General features: G+C 68.6%; 20 protein-coding genes and 1 tRNA gene. 11 read left to right on the top strand and 10 right to left on the bottom strand.

Features of this window, described 5'->3' with window-relative positions:
* Positions 1–104 precede the first annotated feature (104 nt).
* Positions 105–1,382 (bottom strand): acetyl-CoA C-acetyltransferase, encoded by a 1,278-nt coding sequence (locus tag FOC67_RS00415; RefSeq protein ID WP_003095263.1) that lies wholly within the window; start codon positions 1,380–1,382, stop codon positions 105–107.
* Positions 1,383–1,636: 254 nt separating this feature from the next.
* On the opposite strand from FOC67_RS00415, the gene FOC67_RS00410 reads away from it, so the two are divergent.
* Entirely contained in the window at positions 1,637–2,992 is a 1,356-nt protein-coding gene (locus tag FOC67_RS00410) for a 3-oxoacyl-ACP reductase (RefSeq protein WP_004365396.1), read from the top strand.
* Between the two features lie 110 nt (positions 2,993–3,102).
* On the opposite strand, the gene FOC67_RS00405 is transcribed toward FOC67_RS00410, so the two are convergent.
* Positions 3,103–4,104 carry an AraC family transcriptional regulator gene (locus tag FOC67_RS00405; RefSeq protein ID WP_003095270.1) on the bottom strand — a complete coding sequence of 334 codons (1,002 nt, stop codon included), beginning with the start codon at positions 4,102–4,104 and terminating at the stop codon, positions 3,103–3,105.
* A 260-nt stretch (positions 4,105–4,364) separates the two neighbouring features.
* Between FOC67_RS00405 and FOC67_RS00400 the strand changes: the two genes are divergently transcribed.
* The 4 genes from FOC67_RS00400 to FOC67_RS00385 all read left to right on the top strand — a co-directional run bounded on the left by FOC67_RS00400 (position 4,365) and on the right by FOC67_RS00385 (position 7,041).
* A complete protein-coding gene (locus tag FOC67_RS00400; RefSeq protein WP_009314287.1) occupies positions 4,365–5,222 on the top strand; it encodes a MaoC/PaaZ C-terminal domain-containing protein in 858 nt (285 codons plus the stop codon).
* Positions 5,223–5,303: 81 nt separating this feature from the next.
* Positions 5,304–5,609 carry a nucleotide pyrophosphohydrolase gene (locus tag FOC67_RS00395; RefSeq protein WP_003102255.1) on the top strand — a complete coding sequence of 102 codons (306 nt, stop codon included), beginning with the start codon at positions 5,304–5,306 and terminating at the stop codon, positions 5,607–5,609.
* On the top strand, positions 5,606–6,355 hold the full coding sequence (locus tag FOC67_RS00390; RefSeq protein WP_003111303.1) for a methyltransferase domain-containing protein: 750 nt from the start codon (positions 5,606–5,608) through the stop codon (positions 6,353–6,355). Before FOC67_RS00395 ends, FOC67_RS00390 begins: the two co-directional genes overlap by 4 nt.
* A gap of 65 nt (positions 6,356–6,420) precedes the next feature.
* Positions 6,421–7,041, top strand: coding sequence for a DUF4136 domain-containing protein (locus FOC67_RS00385; protein ID WP_003135256.1), 621 nt, complete (start codon positions 6,421–6,423; stop codon positions 7,039–7,041).
* On the opposite strand, the gene FOC67_RS00380 is transcribed toward FOC67_RS00385, so the two are convergent.
* Positions 7,026–7,961: a glycerophosphodiester phosphodiesterase family protein gene (locus FOC67_RS00380; protein ID WP_003135259.1), complete on the bottom strand. Its 936-nt coding sequence runs from the start codon at positions 7,959–7,961 to the stop codon at positions 7,026–7,028. The two genes, FOC67_RS00385 and FOC67_RS00380, sit on opposite strands and share 16 nt — an antisense overlap.
* Before the next feature lie 131 nt (positions 7,962–8,092).
* Between FOC67_RS00380 and FOC67_RS00375 the strand changes: the two genes are divergently transcribed.
* The 5 genes from FOC67_RS00375 to FOC67_RS00355 all read left to right on the top strand — a co-directional run bounded on the left by FOC67_RS00375 (position 8,093) and on the right by FOC67_RS00355 (position 10,816).
* On the top strand, positions 8,093–8,656 hold the full coding sequence (locus FOC67_RS00375) for a DUF4136 domain-containing protein (protein WP_003095282.1): 564 nt from the start codon (positions 8,093–8,095) through the stop codon (positions 8,654–8,656).
* 1 nt (position 8,657) lies between these two features.
* The gene (locus FOC67_RS00370) at positions 8,658–9,140 is read left to right on the top strand and encodes a GNAT family N-acetyltransferase (RefSeq protein WP_003135262.1); all 483 of its coding nucleotides are present in this window, start codon (positions 8,658–8,660) and stop codon (positions 9,138–9,140) included.
* Positions 9,130–9,507 (top strand): DsrE family protein, encoded by a 378-nt coding sequence (locus FOC67_RS00365; RefSeq protein WP_003095286.1) that lies wholly within the window; start codon positions 9,130–9,132, stop codon positions 9,505–9,507. The genes FOC67_RS00370 and FOC67_RS00365 overlap by 11 nt, the downstream gene beginning before the upstream one ends.
* Positions 9,504–9,971 carry a glycine cleavage system protein H gene (locus tag FOC67_RS00360; RefSeq protein WP_003095288.1) on the top strand — a complete coding sequence of 156 codons (468 nt, stop codon included), beginning with the start codon at positions 9,504–9,506 and terminating at the stop codon, positions 9,969–9,971. Before FOC67_RS00365 ends, FOC67_RS00360 begins: the two co-directional genes overlap by 4 nt.
* Before the next feature lie 116 nt (positions 9,972–10,087).
* A complete protein-coding gene (locus FOC67_RS00355; RefSeq protein ID WP_009314288.1) occupies positions 10,088–10,816 on the top strand; it encodes a GrpB family protein in 729 nt (242 codons plus the stop codon).
* Positions 10,817–10,838: 22 nt separating this feature from the next.
* Here FOC67_RS00355 and FOC67_RS00350 read toward each other — a convergent pair whose 3' ends face one another.
* The 3 genes from FOC67_RS00350 to FOC67_RS00340 form a co-directional block, all read right to left on the bottom strand.
* Positions 10,839–11,444, bottom strand: coding sequence for an AAA family ATPase (locus tag FOC67_RS00350; RefSeq protein ID WP_196496113.1), 606 nt, complete (start codon positions 11,442–11,444; stop codon positions 10,839–10,841).
* Positions 11,414–12,214 carry a bifunctional 2-polyprenyl-6-hydroxyphenol methylase/3-demethylubiquinol 3-O-methyltransferase UbiG gene (locus FOC67_RS00345; RefSeq protein WP_009314289.1) on the bottom strand — a complete coding sequence of 267 codons (801 nt, stop codon included), beginning with the start codon at positions 12,212–12,214 and terminating at the stop codon, positions 11,414–11,416. The genes FOC67_RS00350 and FOC67_RS00345 overlap by 31 nt, the downstream gene beginning before the upstream one ends.
* Before the next feature lie 295 nt (positions 12,215–12,509).
* Positions 12,510–12,878 carry a hypothetical protein gene (locus FOC67_RS00340; RefSeq protein ID WP_078451011.1) on the bottom strand — a complete coding sequence of 123 codons (369 nt, stop codon included), beginning with the start codon at positions 12,876–12,878 and terminating at the stop codon, positions 12,510–12,512.
* Between the two features lie 262 nt (positions 12,879–13,140).
* Between FOC67_RS00340 and FOC67_RS00335 the strand changes: the two genes are divergently transcribed.
* Complete coding sequence (locus FOC67_RS00335) at positions 13,141–13,863, top strand: carbon-nitrogen hydrolase family protein (RefSeq protein ID WP_003095301.1); 723 nt, start codon at positions 13,141–13,143, stop codon at positions 13,861–13,863.
* Between the two features lie 40 nt (positions 13,864–13,903).
* Here the strand turns inward: FOC67_RS00335 and FOC67_RS00330 are convergent.
* The 4 genes from FOC67_RS00330 to FOC67_RS00315 all read right to left on the bottom strand — a co-directional run bounded on the left by FOC67_RS00330 (position 13,904) and on the right by FOC67_RS00315 (position 17,695).
* Positions 13,904–13,999 (bottom strand) — tRNA-Sec (locus FOC67_RS00330).
* 131 nt (positions 14,000–14,130) lie between these two features.
* Positions 14,131–14,748, bottom strand: a complete 618-nt coding sequence (locus FOC67_RS00325; protein WP_003095305.1) for a class I SAM-dependent methyltransferase — start codon at positions 14,746–14,748, stop codon at positions 14,131–14,133.
* Positions 14,749–14,842: 94 nt separating this feature from the next.
* Positions 14,843–16,240: an APC family permease gene (locus FOC67_RS00320; protein WP_039699895.1), complete on the bottom strand. Its 1,398-nt coding sequence runs from the start codon at positions 16,238–16,240 to the stop codon at positions 14,843–14,845.
* A 48-nt stretch (positions 16,241–16,288) separates the two neighbouring features.
* Positions 16,289–17,695: an aminotransferase gene (locus FOC67_RS00315; protein WP_009314293.1), complete on the bottom strand. Its 1,407-nt coding sequence runs from the start codon at positions 17,693–17,695 to the stop codon at positions 16,289–16,291.
* Positions 17,696–17,850 lie beyond the last annotated feature (155 nt).

Here is a 17,850-nt window from a genome sequence, read left to right as displayed (position 1 = left end):
ACCGTAGGGCACCGGCAAAAAAAAGGCGGTCCCGTTCGCACGGCACCGCCCAAGTCACGGAGTTGCTTACATCGTCGAGCGACAAGGCCGCTCGCCCTATTGGATTACCGCTCGATGATCGCGGTCACACCCTGCCCACCGGCGGCGCAGATGGAAATCAGCCCGCGTCCCTGCTCCGCCACCGAGAGCAGCTTGGCCAGGTTGGCGACGATCCGTCCTCCCGTGGCGGCGAACGGGTGGCCGGCGGCCAGCGAGCTGCCCTTGACGTTGAGCTTGCTGCGGTCGATGGAGCCCAGCGGCTGGTCGAGGCCGAGACGGGTCTTGCAGTACTCGGGGTCTTCCCAGGCCTTCAGGGTGCAGAGCACCTGGGCGGCGAAGGCCTCGTGGATCTCGTAGTAGTCGAAGTCCTGCAGGCTCAGGCCGTTGCGTGCCAGCAGCCGCGGCACCGCGTAGACCGGCGCCATCAGCAGGCCCTCCTGGCGATCGACGAAGTTCACCGCCGCCGCCTCGCCGTCCTTGAAGTAGGCCAGGATCGGCAGGCCGCGCGCCTTCGCCCACTCCTCGCTGGCCAGCAGTACCACCGAGGCGCCGTCGGTCAGCGGCGTCGAGTTGGCCGCCGTGAGGGTGCCGCGCGAGCCGCGCTCGAACACCGGCTTGAGGGTGCCGATCTTCTCCAGGTCGATATCCGGGCGCAGGTTCTGGTCGCGGGTCAGGCCGCGGAACGGCGTCATCAGGTCGTTCTGCCAGCCCTCCTCATAGGCCGCGGCCAGCTTGTGGTGGCTCTCGAAGGCCAGCCTGTCCTGCTCGTCGCGGGGAATCTGCCAGGTCTGCGCCATCAGTTCGCAGGACTCCCCCATCGACAGCCCGGTGCGCGGCTCGCCGTTGCGCGGGATGGCCGGGACCACGTGGCGCGGGCGGATCTTCAACAGGCTCTTGAGCTTGTCCAGGTTGCTCTTGCCACGGTTGGCCTCGAGGAGAATCTTGCGCAGCCCCTCGTTGACCCCGATCGGCGCGTCGGAAGTGGTGTCGACGCCGCCGGCGATGCCGCTGTCGATCTGCCCGAGGGCGATCTTGTTGGCCACCAGGATCGCCGCCTCCAGGCCGGTACCGCAGGCCTGCTGGATATCGTAGGCCGGGGTTTCCGGGGCCAGGCGCGAACCGAGCACGCATTCGCGGGTCAGGTTGAAGTCGCGCGAATGCTTCAGCACGGCGCCGGCCACCACCTCGCCAAGACGCTCGCCATGCAGGTTGTAGCGCTCCACCAGGCCTTCCAGGGCGGAAGTGAGCATCTCCTGGTTGCTCGCCGTGGCGTACACGGTGTTCGAGCGGGCGAAGGGAATACGGTTGCCGCCGACAATGGCGACCCGGCGCAGCTGGGTCATGGAAGAACTCCTTGCTGGAATCGTTTACGCCGAGCCGAGGCTCGACCCGTTAACTGAGCGGTCAGTGGCGCACAGGCTAACCTTAGCCGGTCGCGTCGCATTGGCCGCCCTGCCGTTATCCCGGTCAGCGCGGTCAATTGCGGCGAACAGGTGGCTGCGTAGAGTTGTCCACACTGTTACCCGCGTTCCCTCGGCATCGTTGGCCGGCGGAATCCACCTTCAGCCTTGGAGCCTTTCCACCGGGAGCCCGTTCCATGACCGATCGTTACATCGCCTTCGCCAACTCCCCCGTCGGCCGCCGCCTGGTTGGCGCCGTCGGCCTTCCCTCCCCGCTGCGCCTGGAGCGCTGGCAGGCCGGCCGGGTGCGGCCGGTGGACGGCCCGCTGGTGATCGGCGGGAGCGGCGCGCTGGCCGAGGCCATGCTGCCCTTCGCCGGCAAGCTGACCGACGCAGTGTTCGCCGCCGTCGAGGGACAGTTCGAGCTGCCGCGCTGGACCGCCGAGCACAGCCCGCGGGCCAAGGCGGTGCTGTTCGACGCCAGCGGCCTGACCCGCTTCGAGCAGTTGGTGGCGCTGCGCGACTTCTTCCAGCCGGTGCTCAAGGGCCTCGACAAGTGCCCGAAGGTGGTGGTCCTCGGACGCGCCCCCGAGTCTCTCAAGGACCCGGTCGCCGCCAGCGTGCAACGCAGCCTGGAAGGTTTCACCCGCTCCCTGGGCAAGGAAATCCGTCGCGGCGGCAACGTGCAGTTGCTGTACGTCGGCAAGGGCGCCGAGGACCAACTGGAAGGCGCACTGCGCTTCTTCCTCTCGCCGAAGAGCGCCTACGTCTCCGGCCAGGTGATCCGTCTTGCCGCCAACAGCGCCCAAGTCCACGACTGGAGCAAGCCGCTGGCCGGCCAGCGCGCGCTGGTCACCGGCGCCGCCCGCGGCATTGGAGCGGCCATCGCGGAAACCCTGGCGCGCGACGGCGCGGAAGTGGTGCTGCTCGACGTGCCGCCGGCCAGGGAGGCCCTCGAAGGCCTCGCCGCGCGCCTCGGCGGCCGTGCCGTGGCTCTCGACATCTGCGCCGCGGACGCCGGACAGCAACTGGTGGACGCGCTGCCTGAGGGCGTCGATATCGTCGTGCACAACGCCGGGATCACTCGCGACAAGACCCTGGCGAAGATGAGCAGCGACTTCTGGAACTCGGTGATCAACGTCAACCTCAATGCCCCGCAGGTGCTGACCCAGGCCCTGCTCGACGGCGGCAAGCTGCATGACAACGGCCGGGTGGTGTTGCTGGCGTCGATCAGCGGCATCGCCGGCAACCTCGGGCAGAGCAACTACGCGGTGAGCAAGGCCGGCCTGATCGGCCTGGCCCAGGCCTGGGCGCCGGCGCTGGGCAAGCGCGGCATCACCATCAACGCGGTGGCGCCGGGGTTCATCGAGACGCAGATGACCGCCGCCATTCCGCTGACCATCCGCGAGGCCGGCCGGCGGATGAACTCCATGAGCCAGGGCGGCCTGCCGCAGGACGTCGCCGAAACGGTGGCCTGGTTCGCCCAGCCGTCGTCCGGCGCGGTCAGCGGCCAGGTGCTGAGGGTGTGCGGGCAGAGCCTGCTGGGGGCCTGAGGCGGCCCCTGCCCCCCGGCGACAGGACGCCGACCCGGTAAGGCGGATAACGCCAACGGCGTTATCTGGCCCTGCACCGGGAAACCACCGGTAGCCCCTTCGGACAGGCCCTACCCGCGCCCCTGCTGCCCGCGCCGGCGGAACTCCACCGGCGTCTCGCCGACCCAGCGCTTGAAGGCGCGATAGAAGGTGCTCGGCTCGGAAAACCCGGTGCGTTCGACGATCACTTCGATGCGCTCGTCGGTCTTCAGCAGCAGTTCCTTGGCCAGTCGGCAGCGGTAGTCGGTGACCAGGTCGTTGAAGCGCACCCCGGCCATCGCCAGGCGTTCGCGCAGACGTCGGGCCGGCATGCCGAGGCGCGCGGCGACCTGCTCCAGGGTGGCGCCTCCGTCCACCAGCAACTCGCCGATCAGTTCGCGGACCTGGCGCACCAGGTCCAGGCGCTCCACTTCGGCCAGTTGCCGGCGCGCCAGCGACTCGTGCATGCGCAGCAGTTCCGGGGCGGCGTGGCGCGAGGGTTTGTCCAGCACCGCGGCATCGAATACCAGCGCGTAGCGCGGCATGCCGAGGATCGTCGGGCAGCCGTAGACCGCACGGTAGCGCTCCATCGGCGCGCCGGTTTCGTTCATCAGTTGCACTTCCAGCGGCTTGAACTCGCCCTCGGTGAGCGCGCCGAACAGGCGGATCACCGCGCCGGCGAGCATTTCCGGGAAGTGACGGTTGATCGCCGGCGATTCGCCCAGCGACAGCACCGCGCGCTCGCCCTCCACCTCCAGTTGCGCCTGCAGGGTGTCGGACAGCAGGCGTACGTAGCGCAGGGAATGGCGCAGGCCGGCGCCGAAGGTATCGCTGGAGAGGAACAGGTATTCCAGGAGCAGGCCGTGGAACGCCGGCAGGTGCTCGGCCAGGTGCAGGCCGACATGCTCTTCGCCGCACTCGTCGGCGGCGGCCTTCCAGAACAGGTTCTGTGCGGAATGGGGGAAACGGCCGGCCGGCAGGCCACCCGGCGGCAGCCCGACACGGACCAGGACCCGGTCCGGATCGCAGCCGCTGGCGCGCAGGGCGTCGATCACCGGGCGCATCAGCGCTACATCGTCGGTCAGATCACGCATGGTGTTTTTTCTAGTTATCCATGGGGCGGGCCCATCTTAGGCAGCTTTGCCATCCCCTCTCAAGGAGAGGCCATAGAAATAACCCATCCCGCATGACGGAAAAACCCTCAGATCGACTAGCCGCCGGCGTGGTCGAAAATCTCGATGCAGACGCATCCCGGAGCCGATTGACCGCCCTGCCAGCGGCGTCGGCCAGGCGGCCAATGCCTGCTGCGGGTGCTCGACTAAGCTGACAGCCACCTATTTCGAGGAGATGTCCAATGCCCACCGCCTGGCTCGACCTGCCCGCCCCACCCGCCCTGCCCGGCCTGTTCCTGCGCGCCGCACTGCGCCGCGGCATCCGCGGCAAGGCCCTGCCCGAGCGCGGCCTGCGCAGCCAGGTCACGGTGGACCCGAAGCACCTCGAGCGCTACCGCCAGGTCTGCGGCTTCCGCGACGACGGCCTGCTGCCGCCGACCTACCCGCACATCCTCGCCTTCCCGCTGCAGATGGCGCTGCTCACCGACAAGCGCTTCCCCTTCCCGCTGCTCGGTCTGGTCCACCTGGAGAACCGCATCGACGTGCTGCGCGCGCTCGGCGGCCTCGGCCCGTTCACCGTGAGCGTCGCGGTGGAAAACCTGCAACCGCACGACAAGGGCGCCACCTTCAGCATCGTCACCCGCCTGGAAGACCAGCTTGGCCTGCTCTGGGTCGGCGACAGCAAGGTGCTCTGCCGCGGCGTCAAGGTGCCCGGCGAGATTCCACCGAAAGCCGAGCAGGAGCCGCTGCCGCTGGAGCCGGTCGACAACTGGAAGGCGCCCGCCGACATCGGCCGGCGCTATGCCCGTGCCGCCGGCGACTACAACCCGATCCACCTGTCGGCGCCCAGCGCCAAGCTGTTCGGCTTTCCCCGCGCCATCGCCCACGGCCTGTGGAACAAGGCTCGCAGCCTGGCCGCCCTCAGCGAGCGACTGCCAGCCTCGGGCTATCGGGTCGAGGTGCGCTTCCAGAAGCCGGTGCTGCTGCCGGCCAGCCTCACCCTGCTGGCCAGCGCGGCGGCGGCGGACGGCCAGTTCAGCCTGCGCGGCAAGGACGACCTGCCGCACATGGCCGGGCATTGGAGCCGGCTACAGGGCTGACGCCGGTCCGCCATACCTTGAAGCTTCGGGCGCAAAGCCCGAAGCTATGCGGCTGCTTACCGCCACCGCGAAGAATCCCCCATGGACCTGCACGAACTCACCGCGCGCCTGCACGCCATCCGCGACCGCAACGACTGGCGCCAATTCCACAGCCCGAAGAACCTGGCCATGGCCGCCAGCGTCGAGATGGCCGAACTGGTGGAGATCTTCCAGTGGCTGACGGAAGACCAGTCGCGCACGCTGTCGGCCGAGCAGCTCGAACACGCTGGCCAGGAAGTTGGCGACATCGTCCTTTATCTGCTGCTGTTCTGCGGGGAAACCGGCCTCGACCTGGAACAGGTGGTGCGCGCCAAGCTGGCCGACTGCGAACGGCGCTTCCTGCCATGAGCGACCGCCATTTCGACGAACTGGCGACGCGCTTCGCCGAAAAGATCTATGGCGGCGCCAAGGGTGCGATCCGCCTCGCGGTACTCCAGGCCGACCTCGCCGAGGCCCTCCCGGAGCGACCTCTGCGGGTCCTCGACATCGGCGCCGGGCTCGGCCACATGTCGCTCTGGCTGGCCGCTCGCGGCCACCGCGTAACCCTCGCCGAGCCGGCGCAACCCATGCTCGACGGCGCCCGCCAGCGCTTCGCCGAAGCCGGGCAGGCCGCCGAATTCATCCAGGCGCCCTGGCAGGAACTGCTCGGCCAGCTCACCGAGCCCTACGACCTGGTGCTCTGCCACGCCGTGCTCGAGTGGCTGGCCGAACCCCATGCGATCCTGCCGGTGCTGCACCAACTCTGCGCACCCGGCGGCTGGCTGTCGCTGGCCTTCTACAACCGCGACGCGCTGATCTACCGCAACCTGCTCAAGGGCCACTTCCGCAAGCTGCGCAAGGAACGCTTCGCTGGCGAGGGGCAGAGCCTGACCCCGCAGCGCCCGCTCGACCCGCGCGAGCTGGAACAGGCGCTGGCAGCGCGTTGGCGCATCGAGGCGCGCAGCGGCGTGCGGGTGTTCCACGACTACATGCCGAGCGAGTTCCAGGCCAAGGCCGAACGGCTCGACCTGGTGGAAATGGAACTGGCCTACCGCCGCCACCCGGCCTTTGCCGGGCTTGGCCGCTACCTGCACTGGCTGTGCCGCCCGCAATGAAAGGCGCAGAATGCAGTCTGAGCCTGCAAGGGCCGCCGACGTAGCGCGGCCACGGAGCGTCGAGCATGCAATCGCGACTGTTGATCCTGCCGTTACTCGCCAGCCTGGCCGCCCTCGGTGCCTGCCAGGGCGACAATCCCTACCGTGCCAGCTCCCTGCCCTACCCGCCGCAGCCGGCCGCCGCGGCCAATCCCGGCCTCGATCCCGGGGCCTATCCGGCGGCGCCGCGCGACTACGCCCGCTACCGTAGCTGGAGCTGGGCCGCCGCCGGGGTCAGCGGCTTTCCCCAGGGCCTGGACGACAACCAGTTGCGCGACGCCGTCAGCCAGCAGCTCGACCAGCGCGGCCTGCGCCCGGCGCGGCCGGGCAGCGCGTCCGACCTGCAGGTCAGCGCGTTCCTGCGCAACGAACTGCGCACCCGCCAGGTCACCGACTACTACGGCGGCTACTACGGCAACTACGGCGGCTGGCGCGATCCCTGGTACGGCTATGGCGCCAGCTACCCGGTGACCCGCAGCTACACCGTGCAGGTCACCGTGGTCCGCGTCGAGCTGAACGACGCCCGCAGCGGCCAGCCGGTGTGGGGCAACAGCGCCGAGTTCGACTCCGGCGACTCCGTCAGCGAACAGGCCAAGGCCCTGCGCGAAGCGGTGAAACGGGCGCTGTCGAGCTACCCGCCGGGCTGATCGGCGAGCACCCGGCGGCGGATCGCCTCCATCTTCCTGGGCGAGTTGCTCATCACCGCATCGGCGCCCAGGGCGCGCGCGGTGCGGTAGTCCTCGGCGGTCTCGATGCCGAACATCACCACCTTCACCGGCTCGCGGCGCACGCAGTCCATCGCTTTGCGCGTCCACAACTGCGCCGCCGGCACCTTGTAGGAAGACTCGCCAAGGGTGAAGCGCTCGGTCACCGTCAGTTCGCGGCGCAGCTCGATGCCCATCCAGGTGCCGCCGGCCGGCGGTGCCTCGCAGCGCTCGCCGAAGGCCAGGCCGACCAGGCGGTTGCGCGTCGCATCGCGGCTTTCGAACTGTCGCGCGCGGTCCGCGTAGCGCTGCGCCAGGTAGTCGTTGGCGGCCTTCTCGGTGGAATAGAAACGCACCCGCGACCAGGCCTTCTGCCGCTCCAGCTCGCCGGCCACGGCATCGACCAGCGGCTCCACCGGCAGCGACTTCATGTCGAGGAACACCGGCACCTGCGGCGGGATCGCCCGCAGCGCCTGGCGCAGCGTAGGAATCCGCAGCGGCTTCTGGCGGTAGGGATAGCTGCCGTCCTCGGCCTTGAACATATAGCCGGCGTTCAAGCGCGCCAGCTCGGCCAGGCTCGACTGGCCGACCGCGCCGGCGCCCTGGGTCAGGACCGCCAGGTCAGCGGGGCGATAGAGCACCGGATGGCCATCGGCGCTCAACTGCACCGACAGCCATAGCGCGTCGGCGCCGTTGTCCAGCGCCTTGCGGATCGCCAGCAGGGTATTCTCCGGGTAGTCCGCGGTGCCGGCGCGATGGGCCACCAGCAGCGGGCCCGGGCCATCCGCCGGTACCACCGAGCGTGCCTCGACGCAGCCGGCCAGCGACAGGCCCAGCAGCAGGATCGCAATACTTCGATTCATTTCATTCTCCCGTCGCGCCCTATAGGGCGGGTGCTCGCCAACGTTACTTGTGGAGACGCTTCAAACCCGCGTTTCCTCTTGCCTTTCATCCGGCGCTGAGCTTGGATGTGAACTCTGACTGGAGAAAAACCATGATCCGCCGAATCCTGCTGCTCGGCCTGCTCCTCAGCCTCGCAGCCTGCGAAACCACCCAGCTCGACCGCGACTTCGACAGCTCCCGCGACTTCGCCGCCTACCGTAGCTGGAGCTGGTCGCAACCCGCCTTCGAATACCGCCCCGACGACCCACGCATCAAGAGCGACCTCACCGAGCAACGCATCCGCGAAGCCGTCGCCCAGCAGCTCGACCAGCGCGGCCTGCGTCCGGCCCAGGGCAACGCCAGGGGCGACGTCACGGTGCGCGCCTACCTGATCGTCGACGATCGCCAGGACCAGATCACCACCAACTACGGCGGCGGTTACTGGGGCGGCTACTGGGGAGGGTACTGGGGCGGCCCGGCGATGGCCGAGACGCGCACCGTGAATTACAAGGTTGCCACCCTCCAGGTCGACCTGTTCGACGGCAAGGACGGCAAGCTGGTCTGGCGCGGCAGCGGCGAGCAGATCATGCGCACCAGCCCGCCGAGCCCGGCCGAGCGCGAGCAGGCGATCCGCGAGACGGTGCAGAAAGTCATGTCGCAATACCCGCCGCGCTGACATGCAGCTCAGCCACCGCCCGGCGGAGACCGGCGACCTGGAGACGGTCGCCGGCTTCCCCCAGGACCGCGACGAACTCTTCTATTGCTACCCCAAGGCGATCTGGCCGTTCAGCGTCGCCCAACTGGCCGCCGCCATCGCCGAACGTCGCGGCAGCACCGTGGCCGTGCACGACGGACAGGTGGTCGGCTTCGCCAACTTCTACCAGTGGCAGCACGGCGACTTCTGCGCCCTCGGCAACATGATGGTGGCGCCCGCCGCGCGCGGCCTGGGCGTGGCCCGCTACCTGATCGGGGTCATGGAAAACCTCGCCCGCGAACAGTACAAAGCGCGCCTGATGAAAATTTCCTGCTTCAACGCCAACGCCGCCGGACTGCTGCTCTATACCCAGCTCGGCTACCAGCCGCGCGCCATCGCCGAACGCCACGATCCGGACGGCCGGCGCGTGGCGCTGATCCAGATGGACAAGCCCCTTGAACCCTGACACCCACGCCCAGCGCGTCCTCATCATCGTCTCCAGCGGCCCGAGCACCCCGGCCCGCTGCGCCGCGCCCTTCCACACCGCCACCCTGCTGGCCTGCATGGACGCCGAGGTGACCCTGTTCCTCAGCGGCGAAGGCGTGCAGTTGGCCCGCCGCGCCGTCGCCGACCAGTTGCGCGCGCTGGACGGCGGCGAGCCGCTGCGCCACTTCATCCGCCAGGCCCGCGAGGCCGGCGCGCGCCTGCTGATGTGCCGCCAACCCGGGGTGAACATCGACGAAAGCGAACTGATCGAGGAACTCGACGAAATCTCCAGCGGCGGCGAACTGGCACGGCTGATCCTCGAATCCGAGCGAGTGCTGACCCTATGAGCGCGAACCTGCACGGCCTGGAATTCCCCGACGGGCTGTTCTACGCCCCGGACTACAACCTGTGGCTGCGCGAGGAAGTCGACGGCAGCCTGACCCTGGGCCTGAGCGCCTACGGCTGCGCGTTGTATGGCGAAATCTTCGCCTTCACCCCCAAGCGCGACGGCTGGCACATCGAACGCGACCGCAGCTTCGGCGTGGTCGAGTTCGCCAAGGCTGCCTCCTCGGCCCGCAGCCCGTTGGCCGGGACCCTGCTGGCGAGCAACCCGGCGGTGGTCAAGCGCCCGGCGCTGATCAACCGGGATTGCTACGGCGAGGGCTGGATGGTGCGGCTGCAACCGGACGACTGGGCCTCGGCGCGGGGAGCGTTTCTCCAGGGAGACGCGGCGCGGGAGGCATTCGCCGAGCGCATGCGCCTGGATGGGTTCGATCCGCAGCATCCAGGGGTGCAGGCGCTGGACTTCTGAGACTCCCGGGTTTTACCCGCACTCTGCTCGCGGAGGGCGGATAACGCCGCTGGCGTTATTCGCCCTACCCCAGTTCCCCATCGCCGCCAATCTCCCGAATATCCCCGGAGCCCGCCATGCCCCCACCCCAACCGCCCCGCTTCGACGGCCAACGCTGGAGCAACGCCGACGACGACCGCATCGAGGTGCTGCCCGCCGACCCCGCCTGGCCACAACGCTTCGCCGCCGAAGCCGAGGCCATCCGCACGGCACTGGCGCTGCCCGGGCTGGGCATCGAGCATGTCGGCAGCACCGCGGTGCCCGGGCTCGACGCCAAGCCGATCATCGACATCCTCCTGCTGCCGCCGCCCGGCCACGATCCGCAGCGGCTGGTAGCCCCGCTGGAGGGCCTCGGCTACCAGTTCTGGCGCGAGAACCCGAACACCCAGCGGATGTTCTTCGTCAAAGGCATGCCGCCCTTCGGCCATGGCCGCACCCACCATGTCCATGTCATGCCCCTGGCCCAGGCCGACCGCTACCTGCTGTTCCGCGACTGGCTGCGCAACCACCCCGACGACGCCCGCCTCTACGCCGAAACCAAGCACGCCCTGGCCCGCCGCTACCCCACCGACCGCGAGGCCTATACCCGTGGCAAGGACGAGGTCGTCGCAAGGATTCTCGGCCGGGCGCTGGCGGCGACGCGGCACCCAATGATACAGAGTGGCCTGGTAAGGGGAGAACGCGAAATGCACGCCAGGGAACTGCGTGAAACGCTGGTCGCCGGCGCGGAATCGACGCCAGGCGGCCCCGCCGATACAGCCTATTTCGAGTTGCTGCGCAGCCGGGTAAGCAAGCCCCAGGACTGAGGCGGATAGCGTGCTTCGCTCACTACTGCGACTGTGCGAGCACGGCTTCCACCAACCTCTCGATCACCTCCCCCACCCTCCCCGGCTCGCCAACCTCCACCCAGCGCAAATGCGCGAACCGCGGATCCTCGCGCAGGCCGGTGTATTTGCGGCGGTTGCCTGCGAAGGTGGTCCATGACCAGAGCAGGATCGAATCCCTGGAGCAGAACGCCATCCGCAGCGATTCACGGTTGCCGTGGGACAGGCGGGTGCGCAGCAGGCCCCGGGCCAGGGTGCGGCGAAGGACCCGGGAGAACACCGTCCAGCGCCCGAAATTCAGCCATACCACATGGGTGGCGCGGCCCCAGAGCAACTCGCGGACGGCGCTGTAGTTGCCGTCGGCGACCCAGCGCGGCGCCGTCGTCGCCCGCTCCACGGCGTGCTCGAAGCGTTCGTGGGGCACGGCTTGCCAGCCGGGGCCCCAGTAGAGTCGGTCGAGTTCGACATGCGTACAACCCAGCCTGGCGGCCAGCGCGGCGGAGAAGGTCGACTTCCCGGCCCCGCTGGTGCCGACCACCACCACACGCAGCGGCGCGCCTCGCCCGGCCTCGACGCAGGTCATGCCTTGACCGCGACCAGCGTGTAGCACATCGGGATCGCCAGCGGTCCGTCCTCGTAGAAGTCGTAGAGTTCCTCGCGATTCGAGTGCGGGTACTCCTTGAAGTGACTCAGGCGCAGGCCGGCGCCGAGCAGCCCGCCGAGGATGTCGCCGAGCGGGTGGACGTACCAGTAGCTGGCGATGCCGGTATCGCTGCCGCTGCCTTCGTAGACGATGGCCTCCCGGGATACGTGGGGCGTGTCGGTGAAGTAGTCGTTGCGCAGTTCGAACGGTCGCTCCGACTCGGGTTCGAGCATCTCCAGGAACGGGTGGGTCTCATAGATCGCCAATTGCCCGCCCGGCTTCAGCAGGCCGCTCACCGAGGCGAAGAAGCGCGCGATGTCGGGCATCCAGTTGAGCACACCGATGGTGATCAGCAGCAGGTCGAACTGACCGTTCAGCTCGGCCGGCAGCTCGTAGGCATTGGCTTCGACGAAACGCGGCTGATGCGGCGAGCGCTCGGCCAGTTGCCGCGCCTGGGCGAGGAAGGCGGCGGACTGGTCGATCCCCACCGCACGCGCGACGCCGAAGGCGTACAGCGAAAGCACTTCCCGGCCGTTGTTGCAGCCGACCTGGACCGCCGCCTTGCCGGCCAGGTCCAGATTGCGCAGCACGCCAGCCAGGGTCTCGTCCAGGCAACTGAAGCCGGTTTCCTGTACCGCCAGCGACAATTCCTGCCAGCCGCTGCCACGCAGGTGACTGTCGGCGGACGCGTCCCAGGCGCGTCGGTTGCTTTCCACCGCGTGTTCAAGATCCGTCATGCGAAAACCTCAGAAGTGTTCCCAGGAAGGCCAGCCGAGTCGCGAACCCGCAGCCCACTCAATCGCGGAATTGCAGCCCGATATGGGCTCGGCAGTCGCGTCGTTCCAGGCTGCCTTCCTGGAAAGCGCCGCAGGCGCGGTTTCTCAGAGGCAGCGTCTGTTCCACCACGGTCACCCGCACCTCGTTCGCCGGTTGGCGCTGCTCGGCGGGTCGCGGCGCCTGACGCCGGCCGTTCAGGTTGTCGGCCCCGCCTGGCGGGATGCGCCGGCGCGTCGCGGCGATCCGCCTGCATGCTCAATAGAGACCGGTGGCGCTGCCCCGCTCGAACAGCGGCACCTGGTTGGCCAGGATCATGTTGTAGCTGAGCATGAACGGCACCCCGCCGCCGCTTTCGGCGATCTGGCTTACCCAGCCGATGGGGTTGTTGAACAGCGATTCGTCGGGGCTGAGCACGCCGACGGCGGCGCTGTCCGGGTCGCCGTCCCAGGTCACGTCGCCCCAGTGCCAGCCGAGGCCACGCACGTACTGCGCGCCGATCAGCGCGCCGAGGGCGAAGACCGCCTCGTCGTCGAGGCTGCGCCCCTGCTCCCTCGCATCGCGCACGTAGTCGGTGATGGCGGCGACGATCTGCGCCGGCGTCTCGTCCGCGGCGACGCCAAGCAAGGCGAGCCCCTGTGCCTGCAAGTCCGCCAGTTGCTGTTGCAGGTCCGTTGAAAGCGGATTGATCTCGGCCATCCTTGTTCTCCCGAGGCAAGCGTGCGCACCCGTCCGTCGGGCGCGCCATGAAGCGCGTTATCTTACGGCTTCGCGGCGACGAAAGCGCCCTCCCCAGCCAAACGTAGCGCAGCCGCTAATCGCCTCTTCCCGGAAATGTTGCCTTCGGCTCTACTGGCGAATTTGTGCCATCCATACCCGAGACAGCCCCATGACGCTGATCGCCGCCGCCCAGAGCTGCGCCCACCCCGCCGACCTGCCACGCAACCTCGACGACCACCTGCGCCTGATGCGTATCGCCCAGGCACGGGGCGTGCGCCTGCTGGTGTTTCCCGAACTGTCGCTCACCGGCTACGAACCCACCGCTGCCGCCGCCCTCGCCCAGCCGGCGGACACGCCCCTGCTGCAACCGCTGCGCCAGCTCGCCGAGCAGGCACGGATGACCACGGTGGTCGGCCTGCCGCTGCGCTCGCCGAAGCATGCCAAGCCGCTGATCGCCGCCCTGATCCTCGGCGCCGACGGCAGCCTCGGCGTCTATGCCAAGCAGCACCTGCACGCGGGCGAGGAACGCCACTTCTCAGCCGGCGACGGCGGCCCCCTGCTGGAGATCGACGGCCTGCCGATGGCGTTGGCGGTCTGCGCCGACTTCAGCCAACCCAGCCACCCGGCCCACGCCGCCCGTGCCGGCGCTCGCCTCTACATCGCCAGCGCGCTGATCGGAGAAAATGGCTACCCGGCCGACTCGGCCCTACTGGCCGGTTATGCCCGCGAGCACGGAATGGGCGTGCTGCTGGCCAACCATGGCGGGCCGACGGGTGGCTGGAAGGCGGCGGGCAGGAGTGCGTTTTGGAATGAGCGGGGAGCGCTGGTCAGGGAGACGACGGGGACGGGTGAGACGCTGCTTCTGCTGGAACGGACCGAGATAGACGCTTGATCCTGTGAGACACGATGGCCGCCGAAAGCGAGCGGAGAATTGGCGGAAGGCAGTGGGAGTCGAACCCACCCAGGAACGGCTGCCGTCCCCCACCGGATTTGAAGTCCGGCCACGCCACCGGGCGTGATTGCCTTCCTCTTTGATTTGCAAGAGGTTTTCCTCGAGACGGGAGCTTATCAGGCCGGGGTCCGAAGAAGAAATGCCGGATGTCATGGAAAGTCGTTCGCATGGCCGGGCGAGCAGAGCGTAGCCCAGCCACGGAGCGCTTCACAGGCGTTTCAGGCAATGGCAGTAGACGAAGTGCTGGACCCGGCCGGCGGGAGTGACGTGGTGTTCGTCGCGGTGCTCGGTGAGCTGGAAGGCGGAGCCGAACTCGGCGTGCAGTTCGTCGGCGTCGTAGCGCATGACCGGCAGGCCGCTGCATTCGGTCGGGCCGTCGGCGGCGAAGGTGGCGACGATCACGTGGCCGCCGTGGCGGACCGCCTTCATCACCTGGCGCACGTAGGCGCGGCGGGCTTCGGCAGTGGTAAGGAAGTGGAACACGGCGCGGTCATGCCAGACATCATAGGTGGCTTCCGGCAGGTCGACGCCGGTGATGTCGCCGGCGATCCAGCGCACCTCTTCGCCGCGCGCGCCGAGGCGGTTGCGGGCGACGCGCAGGGCGGCGTCGGAAAGGTCGAGCACCGTCAGGTCGCCGAAGCCTTCGGCGAGCAGGCCGTCGACCAGGGTCGAGGCGCCGCCGCCGACATCGATGATCGCCGCCTCGCGGGGCGCGCCGATGCGTCGGATCAGGTCGAGGGACAGCGTCGCCTCGGCCTGGAACCAGCTCACCGCGTCGGACGGCTTGCTCTCGTATACCCGTTGCCAGTGCTCTCGTTCGGACATGACGACCTTCTCCGTGTTGCGCTGCGACCCATTACCCACCAAGGGCGTTAACGGCACATTAACGCCATAGGCGCTGTTGCGACAGGGCCGCTCCTCAACCGTAGGCACCGCGCAGCGACGTCACGCCGCGCCTTCGCGCCGCCTGGCGGATCAGCAGTTCGCCCACGGCCAGGGCCAGCGCCACGCCGCCGACGATCTTGCCGGCGTAGGCCCAGTCCATCGGCGCGCCGGGGGTGACGACGAACAGGCCGATGCCGGCCAGCACATGCAGCGCGACGAACAGCGCCCAGAGACTGGCCAGGCGGTCGCCCAGCGGCATCCGGTAGGGCCGTGGACGCGGGTCGGCGCGGCGCAGGCGGACGAAGGCCAGGCACATCAGCACATAGGGCATCATGAAAACCATGGCGAAGATCGACAGCAGGGTCCAGAACAGTTCCTCGGCAGTGTGCGCCACCAGGCCGTAGAGCAGCAGCAGGACGATGCTCACCGCCGAGGCCAGCACCGCCGAGCCGATCGGCGTGCCGTGGCGCGAATGGACCACGCCGAACAGCGCCGGCAGCTCGCCGGCCTTGGCCGCTTCCACCGCGGCACGGTTGGTGCCCATGCTCCAGGTGACCATGTTGGTGAAGAGGGTGAACAGGACGAAGGCGCCGACCAGGTCGGCGAGCATCCCGCCGGCGCCGTCGTGGCCGTAGATGTTGTAGAGGGTGTGGGCGAAGATCCGGGTGACGTCGGTTTCCTCGGCCGGTACCGCGGCCAGCACGCCGAGGGTGCCGAAGATGTTGAAGGCGCCGACGATCAGCCCGGAGATCAGCACCGCGCGCGGGATGTCGCGGCGCGCGTTGCGCATCTCCGCGGCGCTGCAACAGGCCAGCTCGGTCCCCATGATGCCATAGACCATCACTCCCAGCGCGGCCATCTGGCCCGGCGAGGACGGGACGATGGAGTCCAGGCTGAAGTCGTTGGCGAAGCCATGGTTCCAGCCGAAGTGCAGGCCGCCGACGCCCAGGGCGAGCACCGCGAGCAGCTTGAGCAGCGCGCCGAGGTTCGGCAGCCACTTGCCCAGGCGCAGCGCGACCACGTTGAACGCCGCGGTGAGCAGCGCCAGGGCGATGCCGATGGCGATCTTGCCCCAGAGGCTCAGCTCGGGGAAATAGAAGGCGCCGAGCATGCTGCCGAACAGGGTGTAGACCGAAGGCATCCACAGTGCGTTGTTGACCCAGTACATCCATGACACCCGGGCCCCCCAGCGGAAGCCGAAGGCGCTGCGCACCCAGTGGTAGACGCCGCCGTTGGCGGGGAAGGCGGTGCCCAGCTCGGAGGTCATCATGGCCATCGGCAGGAACAGCAGGACCAGCACGTAGAGCCACCAGAACAGGCTCGACGGACCGAGGGAGGAAGCCAGGGCGATCTGGTCCATGAAGAGCATCGCCGAGACCGTGTAGAGCACCACATCGCGCAACCGCAGGACCTTGTTCTTGTTGTCGTCCATTGGGGTTCTCCTGAATGTTCGGGTGGGGCGCCGGCGGCGCCCCGGCGCTTACCGGTGACCGGCGCGGACAAGGTCCTCCACGGTTTCCTCGATGCTCTCGCGCAGCACCCGGACCACGGTATCGACCTGTTCGCGGGTGAGGATCAGCGGCGGCGACATCACGTTCAGGTGGACGATCGGACGAACCAGCAGGCCGCGCTTCTGCGCCCGCAGGTGGACCCACTCGCCGATGTTCAGGCTTTCCGGGAACAGCGCCTTGCTCGCCTTGTCGGCGACGAACTCGACACAGGCCATGAAGCGCATCCCGCGCACGTCGCCGACGATGGGCAGGTCGCGGAGGCTTTGCAGGCGCTCCTCGAAGTAGCGGCCGACCTCGTCGGCGTGGGCGAGCAAGCCCTCGCGCTCGATGATCTCGATGTTCTTCAGCGCCGCCGCGCAGGCCACCGGGTGGCCGGAGTAGGTGAAACCATGGCTGAAGCAGCGGCCCTTGTCCGGCTCGGCGATCACCTCCCAGATGCGCCGGGAGAAGATGCACGCGCCCAGCGGCTGGTAGCCGGAGGTGAGGCCCTTGGCGGTGAGGATGATGTCCGGCTGTACGCCGAACACCGCCTGGCTGGCGAAGAAGTGGCCGAGGCGGCCGAAGGAGGTCACCACTTCGTCGGAGATGTACAGCACGTCGTAGCGCTGGCACAGCTCCCACATCCGCCGGTGGTAGCCCGCGGGCGGGACGATCACGCCGCCGGAGCCGAACACCGGCTCGGAGATGAACGCCCCCACCCGGTCGGCACCGAGTTCGAGGATCTTGCGTTCGAACTCCTCCACCAGGCCATCGAGGAACTCGGCCTCGCCCACTCCTTCCGGAGCGCGGTAGTAGTAGGGACAGGCAAGGTGGTGGATGCGCTCGTCGAGGAAGTCGAACTCGGCCGGCCGGTCGGCGCTCTTGCCACCCAGCGACATGCCGAGGAAGGTCGAGCCGTGGTAGGCGTTGATCCGCGTGATGACGTGCTTCTTGGCGCGCTTGCCGCGGCAGTTCTGGTAGTAGTGCATGAGGCGGATCGCGGTGTCCACGGCGGTGGAACCGCCGGTGGTGAGGAACACGTGGTCGAGGTCGCCGGGGGCCAGCTCGGCGAGCTTGCGGCAGAGTTCGATGGCGCGCGGGTTGGCCATGTCGCAGAAGGGATTGGAATAGGCCAGCAGGCGGGTCTGCTCGGCCACGGTGCGAGCCATTTCCTCGCGCCCCAGGCCGATGTTGGTGCACCACATGCCGCCCACCGCGTCGAGGTAGCGGTTGCAGGCGGTGTCGTAGATATAGGCGCCGTCGCCGGCGGCGATGTTCAGCGAGCCGTTGACGCGGTGGTCGTCGAACACGTGGTAGCCGTGCATGTAGTGGGCCTGGTCGGCACGGACCAGGTCGGCGTCGCCGAGGGGGGACGTGGCGTGCAGTCTTGCGTTCATCGGGCTGTCGCTCTTCTCGGATGGATGCTCCGAGGGTGCAAGAGCACCGCGCGGCGGGCCATACCCCATTTTGGGGTAAGCGCTGGGTGCGGCCGACGCGGCTTGCTATCCTGCGGCGACAACGACAAGAACGAGCCGTACCGTCCATGCAGGCC

The sequence above is a fragment of the Pseudomonas sp. FDAARGOS_761 genome, from assembly GCF_013343155.1.
Lineage (GTDB): Bacteria > Pseudomonadota > Gammaproteobacteria > Pseudomonadales > Pseudomonadaceae > Pseudomonas > Pseudomonas aeruginosa.
The sequence above is the reverse complement of the archived record's forward strand: the minus strand, read 5'-3'. Positions and strand labels throughout refer to the sequence as shown.

Bases quoted from the DNA above. Each gene is read 5' to 3' on its own strand.
- FOC67_RS00395 (WP_003102255.1), top strand. From the start codon at position 5,304: ATGGACCTGCACGAACTCACCGCGCGCCTGCACGCCATCCGCGACCGC.
- FOC67_RS00410 (WP_004365396.1), top strand. From the start codon at position 1,637: ATGACCGATCGTTACATCGCCTTCGCCAACTCCCCCGTCGGCCGCCGC.
- FOC67_RS00315 (WP_009314293.1), bottom strand. From the start codon at position 17,695: ATGAACGCAAGACTGCACGCCACGTCCCCCCTCGGCGACGCCGACCTG.
- FOC67_RS00400 (WP_009314287.1), top strand. From the start codon at position 4,365: ATGCCCACCGCCTGGCTCGACCTGCCCGCCCCACCCGCCCTGCCCGGC.
- FOC67_RS00370 (WP_003135262.1), top strand. From the start codon at position 8,658: ATGCAGCTCAGCCACCGCCCGGCGGAGACCGGCGACCTGGAGACGGTC.
- FOC67_RS00390 (WP_003111303.1), top strand. From the start codon at position 5,606: ATGAGCGACCGCCATTTCGACGAACTGGCGACGCGCTTCGCCGAAAAG.
- FOC67_RS00375 (WP_003095282.1), top strand. From the start codon at position 8,093: ATGATCCGCCGAATCCTGCTGCTCGGCCTGCTCCTCAGCCTCGCAGCC.
- FOC67_RS00360 (WP_003095288.1), top strand. From the start codon at position 9,504: ATGAGCGCGAACCTGCACGGCCTGGAATTCCCCGACGGGCTGTTCTAC.
- FOC67_RS00380 (WP_003135259.1), bottom strand. From the start codon at position 7,961: ATGAATCGAAGTATTGCGATCCTGCTGCTGGGCCTGTCGCTGGCCGGC.
- FOC67_RS00335 (WP_003095301.1), top strand. From the start codon at position 13,141: ATGACGCTGATCGCCGCCGCCCAGAGCTGCGCCCACCCCGCCGACCTG.
- FOC67_RS00325 (WP_003095305.1), bottom strand. From the start codon at position 14,748: ATGTCCGAACGAGAGCACTGGCAACGGGTATACGAGAGCAAGCCGTCC.
- FOC67_RS00355 (WP_009314288.1), top strand. From the start codon at position 10,088: ATGCCCCCACCCCAACCGCCCCGCTTCGACGGCCAACGCTGGAGCAAC.
- FOC67_RS00320 (WP_039699895.1), bottom strand. From the start codon at position 16,240: ATGGACGACAACAAGAACAAGGTCCTGCGGTTGCGCGATGTGGTGCTC.
- FOC67_RS00345 (WP_009314289.1), bottom strand. From the start codon at position 12,214: ATGACGGATCTTGAACACGCGGTGGAAAGCAACCGACGCGCCTGGGAC.
- FOC67_RS00415 (WP_003095263.1), bottom strand. From the start codon at position 1,382: ATGACCCAGCTGCGCCGGGTCGCCATTGTCGGCGGCAACCGTATTCCC.
- FOC67_RS00385 (WP_003135256.1), top strand. From the start codon at position 6,421: ATGCAATCGCGACTGTTGATCCTGCCGTTACTCGCCAGCCTGGCCGCC.
- FOC67_RS00405 (WP_003095270.1), bottom strand. From the start codon at position 4,104: ATGCGTGATCTGACCGACGATGTAGCGCTGATGCGCCCGGTGATCGAC.